Origin of the sequence: Microbacterium arborescens, from assembly GCF_030369635.1 — a bacterium.
Classification (GTDB): Bacteria; Actinomycetota; Actinomycetes; order Actinomycetales; family Microbacteriaceae; genus Microbacterium.
Window position 1 is genome coordinate 2,850,007 of record NZ_CP128474.1, and the last position, 14,977, is coordinate 2,864,983.

General features: G+C 70.4%; 10 protein-coding genes and 1 pseudogene. 1 reads left to right on the forward strand and 10 read right to left on the reverse strand.

The annotated features are described in order from the left end of the window. Nucleotides 1–29: 29 nt before the first annotated feature. From QUC20_RS13440 to QUC20_RS13465, 6 genes are all read right to left on the reverse strand, one after another. Nucleotides 30–545 carry an ASCH domain-containing protein gene (locus QUC20_RS13440; protein WP_289330198.1) on the reverse strand — a complete coding sequence of 172 codons (516 nt, stop codon included), beginning with the start codon at nucleotides 543–545 and terminating at the stop codon, nucleotides 30–32. Beyond that, nucleotides 542–3,565: an alpha-mannosidase gene (locus QUC20_RS13445; protein WP_289330199.1), complete on the reverse strand. Its 3,024-nt coding sequence runs from the start codon at nucleotides 3,563–3,565 to the stop codon at nucleotides 542–544. The genes QUC20_RS13440 and QUC20_RS13445 overlap by 4 nt, the downstream gene beginning before the upstream one ends. 50 nt (nucleotides 3,566–3,615) lie before the next feature. Then, nucleotides 3,616–4,914: a glycoside hydrolase 5 family protein gene (locus QUC20_RS13450; RefSeq protein WP_289330200.1), complete on the reverse strand. Its 1,299-nt coding sequence runs from the start codon at nucleotides 4,912–4,914 to the stop codon at nucleotides 3,616–3,618. Between the two features lie 66 nt (nucleotides 4,915–4,980). Continuing rightward, nucleotides 4,981–5,868, reverse strand: a complete 888-nt coding sequence (locus tag QUC20_RS13455; protein ID WP_289330201.1) for a carbohydrate ABC transporter permease — start codon at nucleotides 5,866–5,868, stop codon at nucleotides 4,981–4,983. Next, complete coding sequence (locus QUC20_RS13460; RefSeq protein ID WP_289330202.1) at nucleotides 5,865–6,842, reverse strand: carbohydrate ABC transporter permease; 978 nt, start codon at nucleotides 6,840–6,842, stop codon at nucleotides 5,865–5,867. Before QUC20_RS13460 ends, QUC20_RS13455 begins: the two co-directional genes overlap by 4 nt. Before the next feature lie 8 nt (nucleotides 6,843–6,850). Continuing rightward, the gene (locus QUC20_RS13465) at nucleotides 6,851–8,122 is read right to left on the reverse strand and encodes an ABC transporter substrate-binding protein (protein ID WP_289330203.1); all 1,272 of its coding nucleotides are present in this window, start codon (nucleotides 8,120–8,122) and stop codon (nucleotides 6,851–6,853) included. A gap of 107 nt (nucleotides 8,123–8,229) precedes the next feature. On the opposite strand from QUC20_RS13465, the gene QUC20_RS13470 reads away from it, so the two are divergent. After that, entirely contained in the window at nucleotides 8,230–9,270 is a 1,041-nt protein-coding gene (locus QUC20_RS13470; RefSeq protein ID WP_289330204.1) for a LacI family DNA-binding transcriptional regulator, read from the forward strand. Nucleotides 9,271–9,785: 515 nt separating this feature from the next. Here the strand turns inward: QUC20_RS13470 and QUC20_RS13475 are convergent. The 4 genes and pseudogenes from QUC20_RS13475 to QUC20_RS13490 form a co-directional block, all read right to left on the reverse strand. Continuing rightward, nucleotides 9,786–12,410, reverse strand: a pseudogene (locus QUC20_RS13475) (glycoside hydrolase domain-containing protein); the annotation flags it as partial. Then, on the reverse strand, nucleotides 12,410–13,324 hold the full coding sequence (locus QUC20_RS13480) for an endo-beta-N-acetylglucosaminidase H (protein WP_289330205.1): 915 nt from the start codon (nucleotides 13,322–13,324) through the stop codon (nucleotides 12,410–12,412). The pseudogene QUC20_RS13475 and the gene QUC20_RS13480, both read right to left, overlap by 1 nt. A 106-nt stretch (nucleotides 13,325–13,430) precedes the next feature. Continuing rightward, nucleotides 13,431–14,453, reverse strand: a complete 1,023-nt coding sequence (locus QUC20_RS13485) for an SDR family oxidoreductase (protein WP_289330206.1) — start codon at nucleotides 14,451–14,453, stop codon at nucleotides 13,431–13,433. 142 nt (nucleotides 14,454–14,595) lie between these two features. Then, complete coding sequence (locus QUC20_RS13490) at nucleotides 14,596–14,964, reverse strand: hypothetical protein (protein ID WP_147374451.1); 369 nt, start codon at nucleotides 14,962–14,964, stop codon at nucleotides 14,596–14,598. Between the last annotated feature and the right edge of the window lie 13 nt (nucleotides 14,965–14,977).

A 14,977-nucleotide genomic window follows, 5' to 3' on the forward strand; every position in this document is an offset into this window, starting at 1 on the left:
CACGCGGCCCGGTTTTCGCGGCGGTTTCATCAGTCGGCGTGCTCGGGCGGCCACACGACCGAGAAGCGCTCGAAGACGATGTCCTCGTCCTCCGACCACTCGGCTCCGCGGGCCGCCGCGACGCGGGTCCAGTAGCGTCGGTGCTCGCGCTGCCAGCTCTCGAGCGAGAGGTCGTCCTCGCCCTCGTCGGCGGCGAAGGCGGCATCCGCGCTCGCGAAAGGCCCCAGGCGCAACTCCGTGGTGCGGATGACGATGCGCGGGGTTCCCGTGCTGTCGCACGCGATCCAGTGCGAGCCGAGGCGAGGGATGAGATCTCCCCGCGCGACGAAGTCGGCGACGAGCTCGGCGGTGGCACGCTTGCCGCCCGCGAGAACGATCTCGAGCAGCTCGTCGGCCAGGCGTGCGTTGTCGCCGAAGTGCTCGACGGTGTACTCGGGCGCCGCGCGCACCGCCTCCGGGTGCGCGGCCCGATACTGCTCCCACATCTCGGCCGCTGCGGCCTCGTCGAGGGGCAGGGCGCGAGAGGATCCGCTGTGTTCGCTCATCCCTCGATCCTCGCACCGACGGGCACGCTCACCCGATAGGTGCGCACCTCGAAGGGCCGCAGCTCGACCGTCACACGGCCGGCGTCATGCTCGACCTCGCCGAGGTCGTCCTCGATGAGCGAGGCCTCGCGGACGATCACCGCCCCGTCGATGCGCACGTCGCCGGCCACGCGCCGCCCGGCCGGCTCGTACACGCGCACGACGAGGTCGCCCGAGCGATCGGCGGCGAGCTTGACGCCCGAGACCAGGATGCCGGGTGTCGCCGTGACCAGCGGCGCCACGGGCGCTCCGACGCGCTCGCGCATCGCGGTGTTCAGTGCGATACCCGCGGCCGTCGCGGTCTCGATGTCGGCGCCGATCACCAAACCGTAGCGGTGGGTCTGCTCACCCTGATCGGTCTCGGGATCGGGGAATCGCGGCGCGCGCAGCAGCGAGAGCCGGACCGTCGTGGTGACGCCGCGGTCGGGGTCGGCGTCGCGCGTGACGTCGTACCCGTAGGTCGAGTCGGTCACGAGGGCCGCCCCGAAACCCTCTTCGGCGACGTGGACGAAGCGGTGCATCGAGGTCTCGAACTTCGCGGCTTCCCAGCTGGTGTTGGTGTGGGTCACGCGCCGGGCGTAGCCGAACTGCGTCTCAGCGGCGGTGTGCTCTGCCTGGATCGCGAGCGGGAATGCGACCTTGAGGAACTTCTCGACCTCGTGCCAGTCGGTTCGCTGCGAGATCTCGATGGTGCGCGAGCCGGGCCGCAGGACGAGCTCCTGCGTGAGCGTCGACTCCGAGAACGACCGGGTGATCGTGACGTGGGCCGCCCCGTCACGCGTGTCGGCGACGAGCGCGTCGATGTCCGTGAGGTCGGTGACGCGGTTCCGGTAGAAGCGATCGACGTCCCAGGCGTCCCACATGTTGGGGAAGTCCTGGTGCAGCTGGAGGAGGTTCGCCGGTTCGCCCGCCGGTATGGTCTCGCGCCTGGTGGCGAGATCGATCGCCGAGGTGATGAGGCCGTCGGCCGAGATCGTCACCCGGACGAGGTCGTTGCCCAGCACGAATCCGCCGTCGCGCTCGAGCACGTCGACCGCTCCCGCCGGGGGTGCGGCGGGGGCGGCGCCGAGCCCGGGGACGCCGTCGCGGGCCAGCGGCGACGCGTTGAAGACGACGCGCTCGTCGCCGGGGCCGGCCAGCAGCTCCTGGGCACGATCGATGAGCGCCTCGGCGGCCGCCGCGACGCGCTCGTACTGCTCGACGGCCTCGCGGTGCACCCACGCGATCGAGGTGCCGGGCAGGATGTCGTGGAACTGCTGCAGCAGGACCTGCTGCCACAGCGCGTCGAGCTCGTCGTAGGGGTAGTCGGCACCGGTGCGCACGGCGGCGGTGGCCCACCAGGCCTCGGCCTCGATCAGCAGGTGCTCGGTGCGCCGGTTGCCCTGTTTCGTCTTGTGCTGGCTCGTGAGGGTCGCGCGGTGCAGTTCGAGGTACAGCTCCCCCACCCATACCGGCGGCTTCGGCAGCTCGGCCATCGCGCGTTCGAAGAACGCGTCGGGGTGCTCCCACTGCACGCGTGCGCTGCCTTCGAGGTCGGCGAGGCGCTCGGCCTTGCCGGTCATCTCGCGGGTCGTGCCGCCGCCGCCGTCGCCCCACCCGACGGGCGCGATGGATCCGGATGCCACACGCGATTCGCGGAACTGCCGCGACGCCTTCGCCACCTCCATGCCCGACAGCTGCGAGTTGTAGGTGTCCATCGGCGGGAAGTGGGTGAACATCCGCGACCCGTCGATCCCCTCCCAGGCGAAGGTGTGGTGCGGGAACTTGTTCACCTGGTTCCACGAGATCTTCTGCGTGAAGAACCACTCGAAGCCGGCGCGGCGCATGAGCTGGGGCAGCGCGGGCGAGTATCCGAACGAGTCGGGCAGCCATACGCCGCGCGAGCGGATGCCGAACTCCTCCTCGAAGAAGCGCTGACCGTAGAGGAACTGGCGGGCGATCGCCTCGCCGGTGGGCATGACGGTGTCGGACTCGACCCACATGCCACCCAGGGGCAGGAAGCGCCCCGCGGCGACGGCATCCTTGACCTTCGCCCACACCTCGGGACGATGCTCCTTGAGCCAGGCGTACTGCTGCGCACTCGACATGCCGTACCGGAAGTCGGCGCTCTCCGCCAGCAGCTCGGTCATCGTGGTGCTCGTGCGCGCGACCTTGCGGATGGTCTCACGCACCGGCCACAGCCACGCCGAGTCGATGTGGGCGTGGCCGATGGCCGAGATGCGGTGCGCGCTGGCCTCGGCGGGCGACGCCAGCACCTCGGCGAGCGCGGCCCGCGCGTCCGCGGCGGTCTCGGCGATGTGCTGCAGGTCGACACGGTCCAGCGCGTCGTCGAGTGCCTGCAGGATGCGCATGCGCCGGGGCGCGGTCTCGGGCAGCTCCGCCTGCAGTTCGACGAGCACCTCGAGGTCGAGCGCGAGCTCGTGCACCTCGGGCTCGAATACGGCGAGGTCCATGTGCCGGACCGTGTAGAGGGGCCGGGGCGAGGAGGTCTGGATGTCGCCCTCCTGCGTCGGGAGGAAGGGGTGGTAGTCCAGCAGCACGGGGTTGGCGGCGGCCTCGATGTAGAACTCGACCTCTTCATCGCCGGCGGCTTCCTCGGCGATGCGCACCCACTGGTTGCGGGGGTTGAGCGACTTCACCGGCTCGCCGCTGGGGAGGTAGACGAGCCCTTCGCACTGGAAGCCGGGCATGTTCGGGTCGAAGCCGAGGTCGACGACGGCCTCGACCCGGCGACCCGCCCACGCCGCCGGCACCCGCCCGCGCACGCGGAACCAGGTCGTCGACCATGCCGGTCCCCACGGAGATCCCGCCTCGAACGGCTCGAACTCCAGCGCCAGACCGGCGGCAGGCGCGATGGGCTCGCCCGGCAACCGGTTCGCCGAGATCTCGAGCGGGATGCGCGCGGAATGGATGGCGGGGCGGATGCGCTCGGTGAGCACGCGTGCGGCGCGGCCGGTGGTGAGAGGGATGTCGTCGTGCATGGGTGGGTGGATCCGTTCGGTCGGGTCGGGTCGGGTCGGGCCGGGTCGGGTCAGGGCAGGGTGGCGGCGGCGCCACCGCCGAGGACGGGGGTGGGTGCGCCTCGGTCGGCGGCATCCACTCGCTCCATCCTCGAGATCCCTCGTGCGGCGAGCAGCGCGGCATCCGTCTGCCGCGAGGCGAGGACGACCTGCGGGCCGCGGCCATCGCGTTCGGCGGCGCGCACCCAGGCTTCGAAGAATGCGCCGCCCGGTGCACAGTCGGCGCGGTAGGGGCGGGAGTCGTCGAGTACCAGGCCGACGGGGGATGCCGCCGGGCGGGGTGCGCCGCGCAGTTCGCGCGCCAGCTCGGCGAACCGGCGACCGGTCGGTTTGACGGCGCCGTCCTCGTCGATCAGTCCGAGGTCGTACTCGACCGGCGGGAAGTCGAGCAGGGAGCGGGCGACGTCGTGGGAGCACCACCACGTGACGGCGGAGAGCACGGGGACGTCGGCGGCGCGACGCACCGTCTGTTCGAGGAAGTCGGCCGCGTCGCCGCGATCGACGACGGTGACGGGCACGCCGACCTCCTGGAGCCAGACCGGGCGATCGGCGAGAGCGTGCCACGCGGCCGCGAGCTGCACGAGGTACTCGGCGTGCCGCACCGATCCGGCGCCGAGGCCGCCGTGACGCTGGGCCGCGCCGTTGAAGACCCAGGAGTGCACGACGGTCTGGTCGCCGTGCTCGGCGGCGTGAGACGGCAGGAAGGGTTGACGCTCGTCGTACCAGGTCGCGTCGTAGGCGGCGTGCGTGATGAGGCCGGGTGCGCTCTCGCGTGCGACGCCGAGGAGACGCACGAGCCACTCCTCGGCCTGCGCTTCGTCGATCGGATGCGGGTGCGGGTGCGGCCTCGCGGCGAACTGGTTGACCTCGTTGCCGAGGGTCAGCCCCAAGACGTTGGGGCGCGGCCGCAGCACCTCTCCGAGGGCGCGCAGGTACGCCTCCTCGCCCGCGAGGGCCACGGGGTCGGTGAAGATGTTGCGCTCGTGCCACGTCGTGACCCACGCGGGCAGGAAGTCGAAGCTCGACAGGTGCCCCTGCAGCGCGTCGACGTTGACATCGAGGTCGAACTCGGCCGCAGCATCCACCACCGCGCCGATGTCGGCGAGGGCCGCGGGCCGGAGCAGTCCGCGGTTCGGCTGCACGAGGTGCCACAGCGGGAAGAGGCGCACATGGTCGGCCTCGAGCCCGGCGACCGCCTCGAAGTCGCGGCGCACCTCGTCGAGGTCGAGGTCGAGCCACGCATGGAACCAGCCGGCGCGGGGCGTGTAGTTCACGCCGAATCTCATCACGGGGTCGATCGGGGAGGTCATGGGGCCTTCCGGGGTCGGGGACGACGGGGCGGAGAAGGGGGCGACGCGAGGAAGCGGGGGTGGGGCTCAGCCCTTGACCCCGCCCTCCTCGACACCCTTGAAGAAGTGACGCTGCAGCACCGCGAAGACGATCGCGATCGGGACGAAGGCGATCATCGAGCCCGCGGCGATCATGCGCTGATCGTTGGAGAACGTGCCCGACAGGTATTGCAGGCCGATCGTGAGGGTGAACTGGTCGGGGCTCGTCAGCACGATGAGCGGCCACAGGAAGTCGTCCCAGGCGCCGATGAAGCTGAAGATCGCGATGACGGCGACCGTTCCCTTCACCGACGGGAGCGACACGCTCCAGAACCGCTGCAGGGCGTTGGCGCCGTCGATGATCGCCGCCTGGTCGATCTCTTCGGGCAGCACCCGGAACGCGTTGTACATCAGCAGCACGTTGAGGGTGGCGACCATGCCGGGCAGCGCGACACCGAGCAGGGTGTCGGCGAGGCCGAGGTTGCGGATCGTGACGAAGTTGGCGATGATCGTCGCCTCGCCCGGCAGGATCAGCGTCGCGAGGAACAGGCCGATGACGATCTTGCGTCCCCGGAACCGCAGGCGCGACAGAGCGAAGCCGGCGAGGGTCGAGAACACGACGTTGCCGCCCACGGCGAAGACCGCGACGAACAACGAGTTCCCGATGAACTGCCACACCGGGATCGCATCCATGACGCGGGTGTAGTTGTCGAGCGTGGGCTGGCTCGGCCACAGCTGCGGGATGCGGGTGTAGATGTCTTCGCTCGTGCTCTTCAGCGATGTCGAGAGTTGCCACAAGAACGGGCCGATGCTGATGAAGAGCACGAGGACGAGCAGCCCGTACCGGGCGACGATCTCGCCCGGCCGCATCGAGCCGAACCCGCCGCGGCGACGTCGGCGGGGTTCGACCCGCTCGCGGGTGGCGGTGGCGCTCATTCGCTGCTCCGGCTGTTGATCTTGGCGAGGACGAGCATCGGTACGAGCGTGACGAAGAACATGAGGATGCTGAGCGCGCTGGCGTAGCCGAGGTCGCCCGAGAACCCGCGGGAGTACTGCTGGATGAGCATGACCATCGTCATCGCCTCACCGCCGGCGCCGCCCGTGCCCCCGGTCATGATGAACACCTCGCTGAAGACGCGGAGAGCGGCGATGCACACCAGCACGGCGATGAGGAACATCGCTCCGCGGACGGCGGGCAGGGTGACGGAGAAGAAGCGTCGCACCGCGCCGGCGCCGTCCATCGCGGCGGCCTCGTGCAGGTCGCGGCTGACGTTTCCGAGGGCGGCGAGGTAGATGATCATGTAGAAGCCGAGACCCTTCCACACCGTCAGGCTCACGGCGCTGAGGATGATGAGCCAGCGGTCGGTGAGGAAGGGCAGCGGCTGCTGGATGATCGACATCGCCTGCGCGAGGCCGTTCACCAGCCCCCGGTCGTCGAGCATGAAGGTCCAGATGAGGGCCACGACGACGGCGGAGGCGATGACGGGCGTGTAGAACGCCGTGCGGAAGAAGGCGATGCCGGGGAGCTTCTTCTCGACCAGGAGTGCGATGAGCAGCGGGAGGATCGTCAGCAGCGGCAGGCACACGAGCATGAACACGACGCTGTTCAGCAGCGCGCCCATGACCTGGTCGTCGCGGAGGATCAGCTCGAAGTTCCGGAAGCCGACGTATTGCTCGTTGCCCCCGAGCGGCTTGGCGTTCGTGAACGCCATACGGATGGTGTTGAGCGAAGGCCAGATCGAGAACACCGCCAGCCACAGCAGGGCCGGGGCGAGGAAGAGCCACGGCGTCCACGAACGGGTCGCGTTCGCGGGGCCGTGCCCGACGGGACGGCGCCGTCGTGCCGCGGTGGCGGCGGGCGCCCCCGCGACCGGGGCGAGCCCGGCCGCGGGGAGGTTGGTGAGGGTCATGGCCGGCCTTACTGCCGTGCCAGCAGGTCGTTGAGCTTCTCGACCGACTTGTCGAGCGCTTCCTGGCCCGAGATGTCACCGCGGATGGCCAGGGCGATCTGCTGGTTCAGGTAGTCGTTCATCGCCCCGTTGACCGAGTAGGGGGTGAGCACCTCGGCGGTCTTCAGCGACTCGAAGCCGGTGATGCGCGCCTTCGCCGACGGGGTGCCGTCGTCGTCGGTGAAGTAGGGGTCGGCGTCGGACCCCTGGGTCGAGGGGAAGACGTTCGCGATGTGGGCGAAGGCGTTCTGGTTCTCGGCGTTGGTGACGAATTCGGCGAAGGCGAGCGCTGCGGCCAGGTTCTCGCTGCTCGCAGCCACGCTCACGCCCTGCACGTACAGCGGCGAGATGTTCAGGGCGGGGGTGATGGCGACGTTGCCCTTCAGACTCGGGTTGTTCTCCTCGAACGAATCGATGGCGGTCGCGCCGCCGGTCGTCCACGCGACCTTGCCCTGCGTGAACAGCTGCGCGTTCCCGAGGTAGTCGGCGTTCAGCACGGTCGGCGGCATCTCGCCGTTCGCGTAGGCCTCCGCGTAGCGATCGACGAGCGCGGCCGCCTCGGGGGTGTTGAACACGAACTCGGTGCCGTCGTCGTTGAGGATGTCGATGCCCTCGAGCGTGAAGTCGCCGATGCCGGGCACCCGGCTGATCAGGAAATCGTCGGGGCAGGCATCCGCCATCGTCGCTGCCTGCGCGAAGAGCTCGTCGGTCGTCTTCGGCGGGTTCGCCGAGTCGAGGCCGCACGCGTCGAGCTGGGTGGAGTTCCAGTAGTTGACGTCGGTGCCGAGGTACCAGGGATAGCCGTACACGCCTTCGACGCCGTCGAAGCGGTAGGCGTCGACCGAGCCCGCGAAGTAGGTCGACTCGAGGTCGGTGGCCTTGCTGACGTCGTAGAGCAGGTTCTGCCGGGCGAGAGGAAGGGCGAAGTCGGGCGGGAGGTTCACGACGTCGGGAAGCGTGTTCGTCGACGCCTGCGACAGCACCTTCTCGGAGTACCCGTCGCCGGGCTGGTCGAGAAGTTCGACGGTGACATCGGGGTACTTCTCCTCGAAGGCGTCGATGACGCCGTCGAGGTACTCGGCATAGGTGGGCGTGAGCGACCAGGTCTGGAACCGGATCGATCCCGCGACCTCGCCGTCGGGGTCGGAGCCGGCTCCGGGCCCGCTCGAGCACCCGGCCAGAAGCGCGGTGGCGGCGAGCAGTCCGAGCCCTGCCAAAGCGGGGGTTCGCGAGTTCCTCATGGTGTGCAACTCCTTCGTATGCAAACGGTGCGACGGGGTATAGCCTGAGCAACTAAACCGAGTAAGTCAAGGATCACTTATCCGGTTCAGCTCGCGAGGAGAAACCGATGACCACACCGCGCAAACGGGCGACCATCGCCGACATCGCCCGGCGGCTCGGTGTCTCGAAAGCGGCCGTGTCGTTCGCGCTCAACGACCGTCCCGGGGTGAGCGTCGAGCTGCGCGAACGCGTGCTCGCCGTCGCCGCCGAGCTTCGGTACCGACCCAACTCCGCGGCGCTCGCGCTCGGGCGCTCGCGCGTCGACGTCATCGGGCTCGTCATCAACCGCCCCGCGCGGACCCTCGGCACCGAAGCGTTCTTCCCCGAACTCATGGCCGGCATCCAGGCGGGACTGTCGGAGACCCACACCGGCCTGCAGACCCTCGTCGTCTCGTCACTCGAGGAGGAGCTCGCCGCCTACAGCACGTGGCAGGCGACGCAGCGCGTCGACGGGGTGATCGTCGTCGACCCGCGCCGCGACGACGCGCGCATCGCGCTCCTGGCCGAACTCGACCTGCCGGCGGTGCAGATCGGCAGCCACCCGAGCATCGATGCGGCGATCCCGAGCGTCTGGATCGACGACCACGCCGTGGCCACGGCACTCTTCGAGACGCTCTTCGACCTCGGGCACCGTCGCGTCGCGCACGTGACGGGGCCGCTCGACTTCGAGCACACCGAGCTGCGCCGGTCTGCCCTGAGCGAGTGCGCTCGGCGCTACGACGCCCCGGCGCCGCTCTCCGTGGCGACGGACTACTCCGCCGAGCAGTCGGCTGAGGCCACCCACTCGTTGCTCGCCGGCGGTGACCGACCGACCGCGATCGTCTACGACAACGACGTCTTGGCGCTCGCGGGTCTGCGGGTCGCCCAGGAGCTCGGTGTCTCGATCCCCGGCGACGTCTCGGTCGCGAGCTTCGACGACTCGATCGCGATGAGACTCGTGCGCCCCTCGATCACGGCGCTCACGCGCGACACCTATGCGCTCGGGGAGCTCGCCGCGCGGACCTTGATGGATGTCATCGGGTCGGACGGCCCGGTGGCATCCGTCGCCGCGGCCCCGCCCGCGTTGTCCGCGCGCGAGAGCACCGGCCCGGCGAAGACCTCCAGCTGAGCGAGATCGATCCGGGTCACCGCTTCGAAACGCACCCATGCGATGTCAGGGACCCCACCCCGCGTAGCGAACGGCCGGGTCTGCGACGCGATGTGGAGTTCTTCACCAGAAGGTTCGTCGACGCGTTCGTCGAGGTCGAACCACTCCCCCGACGGGGTGCGCCCGCGCAGCCGCCAGGACACCGTCGTGACCGCTGCGGGCGAGCCCGGGTCGGGACACCTCACCGGCAGCGGCGCGGGCCGCCCCGCGAGCGTGACCGTGTAGAGCCCGATGCTCGACGAAGCGCGCAGCGGGAGGTCGACGGCGTCGCCGGGTTCGAGGCACAGGACGCTCTCGCCGATGTCGTCGGTGACCGATCGCGGCACGACCTCGAGCAGGTCGACGAGCGGCGGTGCGTCGAACTCGACGCTGAAGGATGTGGGCCGTGTCGTCTTCGCCCACCCCGCTGGTTCGTCCGAGAGCTCCACCTCGATGAGTTCGGCTCGACGGACGACATCCGCGGGCACCGCGATGCGCTCCCACACCCGCCCGTCGATGCGCACCTCTCGGATGTACGGCCGCCCGGCGCCGGTCGTGATGATCTCGAGGGGGCGCTCACGCCCCTCCGGATGCAGCACGACGCGGGGCAGCAGCGGCGGCGTCAGCACGAACTCGCCCGCGCCGGGAACCAGCGGGTAGAGGCCGAGCACCGCGAAGAGGTACCACGCCGACATCTCGCCGTTGTCCTCGTCTCCGGGATAGCCCTGCCCGATGTCCGAACCGGCGAACAGGCGGTCGCGGGCCTCGACGACGATCCGGTGGGCGTCGTCGTGTCGCCCCGCGAAGCAGTACATGAACGGGATGTGGTGCGCGGGCTGGTTCGACAGCCCCAGCATGCCCATGCGAACGTCGCGCGCCTCGCTCATCTCGTGGATGACGAACCCGTACGAGCCGACGAGGTCGGGGGCGGCGGTCTCGGGCGTAGCGAAGAAGACGTCGAGAGCGGCGCCGAGCCCCTCCTCGCCGCCGTGGAGGGTGGCGAGCCCTGCCCCGTCGTGGGGCGCGGTGAACATCGTGCCCCACGCGTTGGTCTCGGTGTAGTCGTGCCCCCACTCGGCGGGGTCGAACTCGTCCGCGCTCACGCGCCACTCGCCGTCGGGGCGTCGCCCCAGGAAGAAGCCGAGATCGTGGTCGCCGCGTCGATGGAGGCCGGGACGGAACACCGAACGGTAGGCGAGCGCGCGGCGCGCGAGGTAGTCGGCCTCGGCGGCGAGACGGTCGCGCTCGGCGGCATCCGTCTCGTCCCGGATCAGCGCACGGGCGAGCCGGGCGGCGGCGGCGTCGTTGATCGCGTTGTCGAGCGTCCACGACATGCCCTCGTGCGTGTCGGTGTCGGTGAAGCCGCGGAAGATCGCGGGACGGAGCCCCTTGCGACCGACCCGCGGATCCGCGGCGGGCACGGTCGCGTGGCGCAGGGCCGATCGGTAGGCCTGCCGCGTGTCGATCGCGACCCCGAGCGCCTCGAGCCCCGCGAAGACCGTGTCGCTGGTCGTGCCGGTCATCGAATCGACCGGCCCCGGCGCGCTCCACCGGGCGACCCATCCGGCGTCACGGAAGTGCTGCACGAAGCCGTCGGCGAGGGCCGCGGCGGTGCGCGGGGCGAGGAGCCCGAGGAACGGCCAGGCGGTGCGGTAGGTGTCCCAGAATCCGTTGTTCGAGGAGTAGGTGCCGGACCGCACGACACCGTCGACCGGGCTGCGGTAGCGGGGGCCGCCGGGCGACGGCTCGTCGTGGGCATTGGGGTAGCTGAAGACGCGGGCGAGGGATCCGGCTATCGAGCGGAGGGTGTCGTCCGAGACGGCGCCCGGCGCTGAGATCTCGAACCGTTCGAACACCCCGCGCCACGCCGCCTCGGCCGCGGCGCGCATGTCGTCGACACCGCCGGCGGCACGGGCGTTCTCGGCCGCTTGAGCGGCGTCGATCGTCGACATCCCCACGACGATGTCGACGGCGGGTCGCTCGAAGACGATCGCGCCGCGCAGCGAGCCGCGTGAGAGCGCGAGGTCGTGGCGGCGAACCCCCGGCAGCACGGCGTGCACATGGTGGTCGGGGCGACCGCCGCCGTCGCGGAGGTGGACATCGAGGTGCAGTGCCCCGTCGTGTTCCGCCCACGCGGCCGAGACCGCTTCGCCCAGGTGATCGACGACGACCGACAGCTTGTCCGAGTGCGAGCGGAACCGCATGCCCACGGCATGGCGGGCCGCGGTCAGCAGCACCGAGACTCCGTCGAGCTCGACCCGGTACTCGTGCGGGGATGCGTGTTCGCCGGCCCTGGCGAATCGGCGCGCCCGCTTCCGACGGTCGCGCTGGGGCCTCTCGTTCGGGCTCGGCATGAGCTCGAACACACCACGGTCGCCGATCCACGGACTCGGGATATGACTCGTCGCGAACGCCTGGATCGCCGGGCGGTCGACCTGGTAGCGATAGGGCCAGTTGCCCGCCGAGGCATCGGTCATCGGCAGCGCGAACACGCCGCCGTGGGGCAGGGTCACGATGGGCGCGGTGTTCCCGCGCGAGAAGCGATCCGATCCCCGGGTTCCGCGGCGGGTGTCGGCCCATCCCATCAGGTGCTCCGGGCGGTGCGGCACGGGCTCGATGACGGGTGGGGCGACGAACACGATGCGCCCGCCCCGACCCGGGCCGACAACGACGCGCACGCCCGCGATCCGACGCCCGACGACGGGCGAGAGGTCGACGGTGCGGCGGTTCCACTGATCGACCCAGAGGCGCTTCGAGCGTGCCTGCGCGCCGGGGTCGACGGCGTCGCCGTACTGGTCTCGCGCGCCGGCCCCCGAGAGGGTGGTGCCGTCATCGAACACGAGGTCGACGGCCACGGCGGTCGCCGCGTAGCGATCGTCAGGCATCCCCTCACGGGACTCCGCCGCGACGGGGAACACGTCGACGGTGAGCTGTTCCCCCGCCGCGACACGGCGCCCGCGCAGGTCGGGCTGCTCGTTCGCAGCGGGCAGGTCGGTCACGGACGGGCCGGCACCGACGTCGATCCGGAAGCAGCGACGCCGGTCGGATTCGGCGGTGTCGGCGGGTGCGAAGGCGGGGACGGCGCGGCGGACGCGCTGACCCCGCGTAGGAATGTCGACCATCAGCCGACGTAGACCGCTTCCTGACCCGAGAGCTGGCGCGTGAACGACGACACGTACGAGCTGCGGTCGCCCGCGGTCAGGTTGTAGGTGACGTAGACGCCGTACCCCTCGTCCACGGTACGGCGGGCGAGGTTCGCCGCCGTCGTCGCCGACGTCTGCGTCAGGTCGATCGCGGCGGGACCGAGGCGGTCCTTGCCGACCCCCGGGTAGGCGGGGATGTTGTACTGCCCGTAATAGGGGTTCCAGATGTAGTCGAGCTTGTCGAGCACCGATGCCGGAGCGGACTTCAGGCTCGCGGCCGCGGCGCCGATGTCGTAGAGCGAGATGATGCTGCCGGCCGGCAGCTTCGCATCGAGCGCGTCGACGAGCCACCGAGCGGAGTCGGCGTTCGCCGCCGGCACGCCGTTCGAGCCGTACGTGACCCACTCGTCGTCGATGTCGACGCCGTCGAGACCGTACTGCTCGACCACGGCGGCGACCTGGTCGGCGAAGGCCGCGGCGGCGGCCTGCGACGGGAAGTTGGCGAAGCCGGCAGCCTGATGGTTGCCGAGCAGCGACAGGGTGACCTTGATGCCCTTGTCCTGCAGGGGCCGGATCTGCGTGTCGGCATCCTCGAGGGTGGCTGTCACCTGATCGTTCAGGTGCAGCACGGCCCCGGTACCGTCGTGGTTGATGTTCGCGGCGAAGATGATCGCGACGTCGAACGCGTTCGAGCCGTCGGCCAGCTCGTAGTCGCCGACGGTCCGGAGCTCGTTGCTGTTGACCTCGACGTACGCAACGGTCAGCGGGTCGGTCGACGCGGCCGACGCGGCCGACACGGCGGTACCGGGCGCGAATGCGGCTGTGGCCAGCGCGGCCGCCGCGAGCGCGGCGAGCGCGGCGGAACGGCGGGCGGGGCGGGGGGTCCTCGACATGATGCTCCTCATTGAGTTCGCTGTCGTCGGCACGGTGCCGACGCGTGCCAGAGAACCCGACTTAACCGAATTAGTCAACGGGCGCGGCCCCGGGTTCGGCGGAGCGTCAACGACGCTGCAGTAGCGACCTCGCTCCGGCGATGACCCCCACGACCGCCGCGGACGCCGCCGCCGACGCTGCGGCGTACAGCGGCGCGCGATGACGGATGGCCCAGGTCTGCAGGCTCTCGCCCCGCGCCCGGTCGTCGAATGCGCCGTGCGCACCATGGTCGCCCGGCACCGGCTCATACAGGTTCGGCGGTGTCGCGGAGGCGTCCGACCCGGGGGCGAACTGGCCTTCCCACGCGTTCTTGGCGAGGTACCAGTCGAGGAAGCGGCCCGCGACGCGCGTGCCGAGGATGAGACCGACGGTCGATTCCCCCACCCATGTCCGCCGGCGCGGCCGGTCGGCGACGTCAGCGACGGCCCGCGCTCCGACCTCGGGCTGGAAGATGGGCGGCACCGGCTGCGGATGCTGCGCGAAGTTCGACTTCACCCAGCCGAACTGGGTCGTGTTGAGGGCGGGCATGTCGACGATCGAGACGGCGACGCGGCTCTTCTCGTGGGTGAGCTCGGACACGACGGCATCCGTGAATCCGTGGATCGCGTGCTTCGCACCGCAGTAGGCGGCTTGCAGGGGGATGCCGCGGTGGGCGAGCGCCGACCCGATCTGGATGATGTGACCGTGGTCGCGGTCGCGCATCCGCCGGAGCGCCGACCGCGTGCCGTTGACGGCGCCGAGGTAGGTCACCGCCGTGGCGCGGTCGAAGTCACCCGGCGTCGTGTCGAGGAAGGTGGCGATCGCCCCCGACATGACGTTGTTGACCCACAGGTCGATCGGTCCGAGGCTCTCCTCGACATCGGCTGCCGCGCGGTCGACGGCATCCGCGTCGGCGACGTCGACCGACACCGCGAGCGCGCGGCGTCCGGAGGCCTCGATGTCGGCGACGGCGCCGTCGAGGCCGTCACGGCCGCGCGCCAGGACTGCGACGTCCCAGCCACGGCGCGCGAGCTCGCGGACGATCGCCCGCCCCAGGCCCGCGCTTCCTCCGGTGACGACGGCGACTCCGCGCCCGCTCGATGCGACCATGACGATCTCCTTCCACCGAGGCATCCACGGTGGAAGCTCGCGATCGCGACCATTGTCGGCACGTGCGCGAGCGAGAGCGCAGCCGTTGCCAGGCCGCGAGGAATGGTCTAGGGGACGGTGCAGGGGAACGGTCCGGGCGCGCTCAGCGCATGCCCGACATGCGGTCCCATTCGATCGACTTGAACTGCAGGAAGGTGCAGAGGTTTCCCGCGAAGGCGACCTCTGCGGCGAGACCAGCCATCTGGTACGGCGTGAGGGTGAGGTCGTCGGAGCGGGCGGTGAGCGTCGCTTCCCATTCGGGGTCGTCGATGGCCCGCGGCTGCATGTAGACGTCGGCAGGCGCATTCTCGAGGTGCACGATGACGAGCCCGGTGTCGAGCCCGTCCGACCCGTCTTGAATGGCCACCTTGACCGAGACGCCGGGCGCCTTCCCCTGCTCGAGGAACTCGGCGACCCACTCCTCGAGGAGAGTCTTCGTCCGCACGGGGACGCGGTGGATATCGTCGCTCATCACGTCGAATCTT

What these genes read in the sequence shown, in the direction of transcription:
- QUC20_RS13440 (WP_289330198.1), bottom strand. Translation starts at nt 545, where the DNA reads ATGAGCGAACACAGCGGATCCTCTCGCGCCCTGCCCCTCGACGAGGCC.
- QUC20_RS13445 (WP_289330199.1), bottom strand. Translation starts at nt 3,565, where the DNA reads ATGCACGACGACATCCCTCTCACCACCGGCCGCGCCGCACGCGTGCTC.
- QUC20_RS13450 (WP_289330200.1), bottom strand. Translation starts at nt 4,914, where the DNA reads ATGACCTCCCCGATCGACCCCGTGATGAGATTCGGCGTGAACTACACG.
- QUC20_RS13455 (WP_289330201.1), bottom strand. Translation starts at nt 5,868, where the DNA reads ATGAGCGCCACCGCCACCCGCGAGCGGGTCGAACCCCGCCGACGTCGC.
- QUC20_RS13460 (WP_289330202.1), bottom strand. Translation starts at nt 6,842, where the DNA reads ATGACCCTCACCAACCTCCCCGCGGCCGGGCTCGCCCCGGTCGCGGGG.
- QUC20_RS13465 (WP_289330203.1), bottom strand. Translation starts at nt 8,122, where the DNA reads ATGAGGAACTCGCGAACCCCCGCTTTGGCAGGGCTCGGACTGCTCGCC.
- QUC20_RS13470 (WP_289330204.1), top strand. Translation starts at nt 8,230, where the DNA reads ATGACCACACCGCGCAAACGGGCGACCATCGCCGACATCGCCCGGCGG.
- QUC20_RS13480 (WP_289330205.1), bottom strand. Translation starts at nt 13,324, where the DNA reads ATGTCGAGGACCCCCCGCCCCGCCCGCCGTTCCGCCGCGCTCGCCGCG.
- QUC20_RS13485 (WP_289330206.1), bottom strand. Translation starts at nt 14,453, where the DNA reads ATGGTCGCATCGAGCGGGCGCGGAGTCGCCGTCGTCACCGGAGGAAGC.
- QUC20_RS13490 (WP_147374451.1), bottom strand. Translation starts at nt 14,964, where the DNA reads ATGAGCGACGATATCCACCGCGTCCCCGTGCGGACGAAGACTCTCCTC.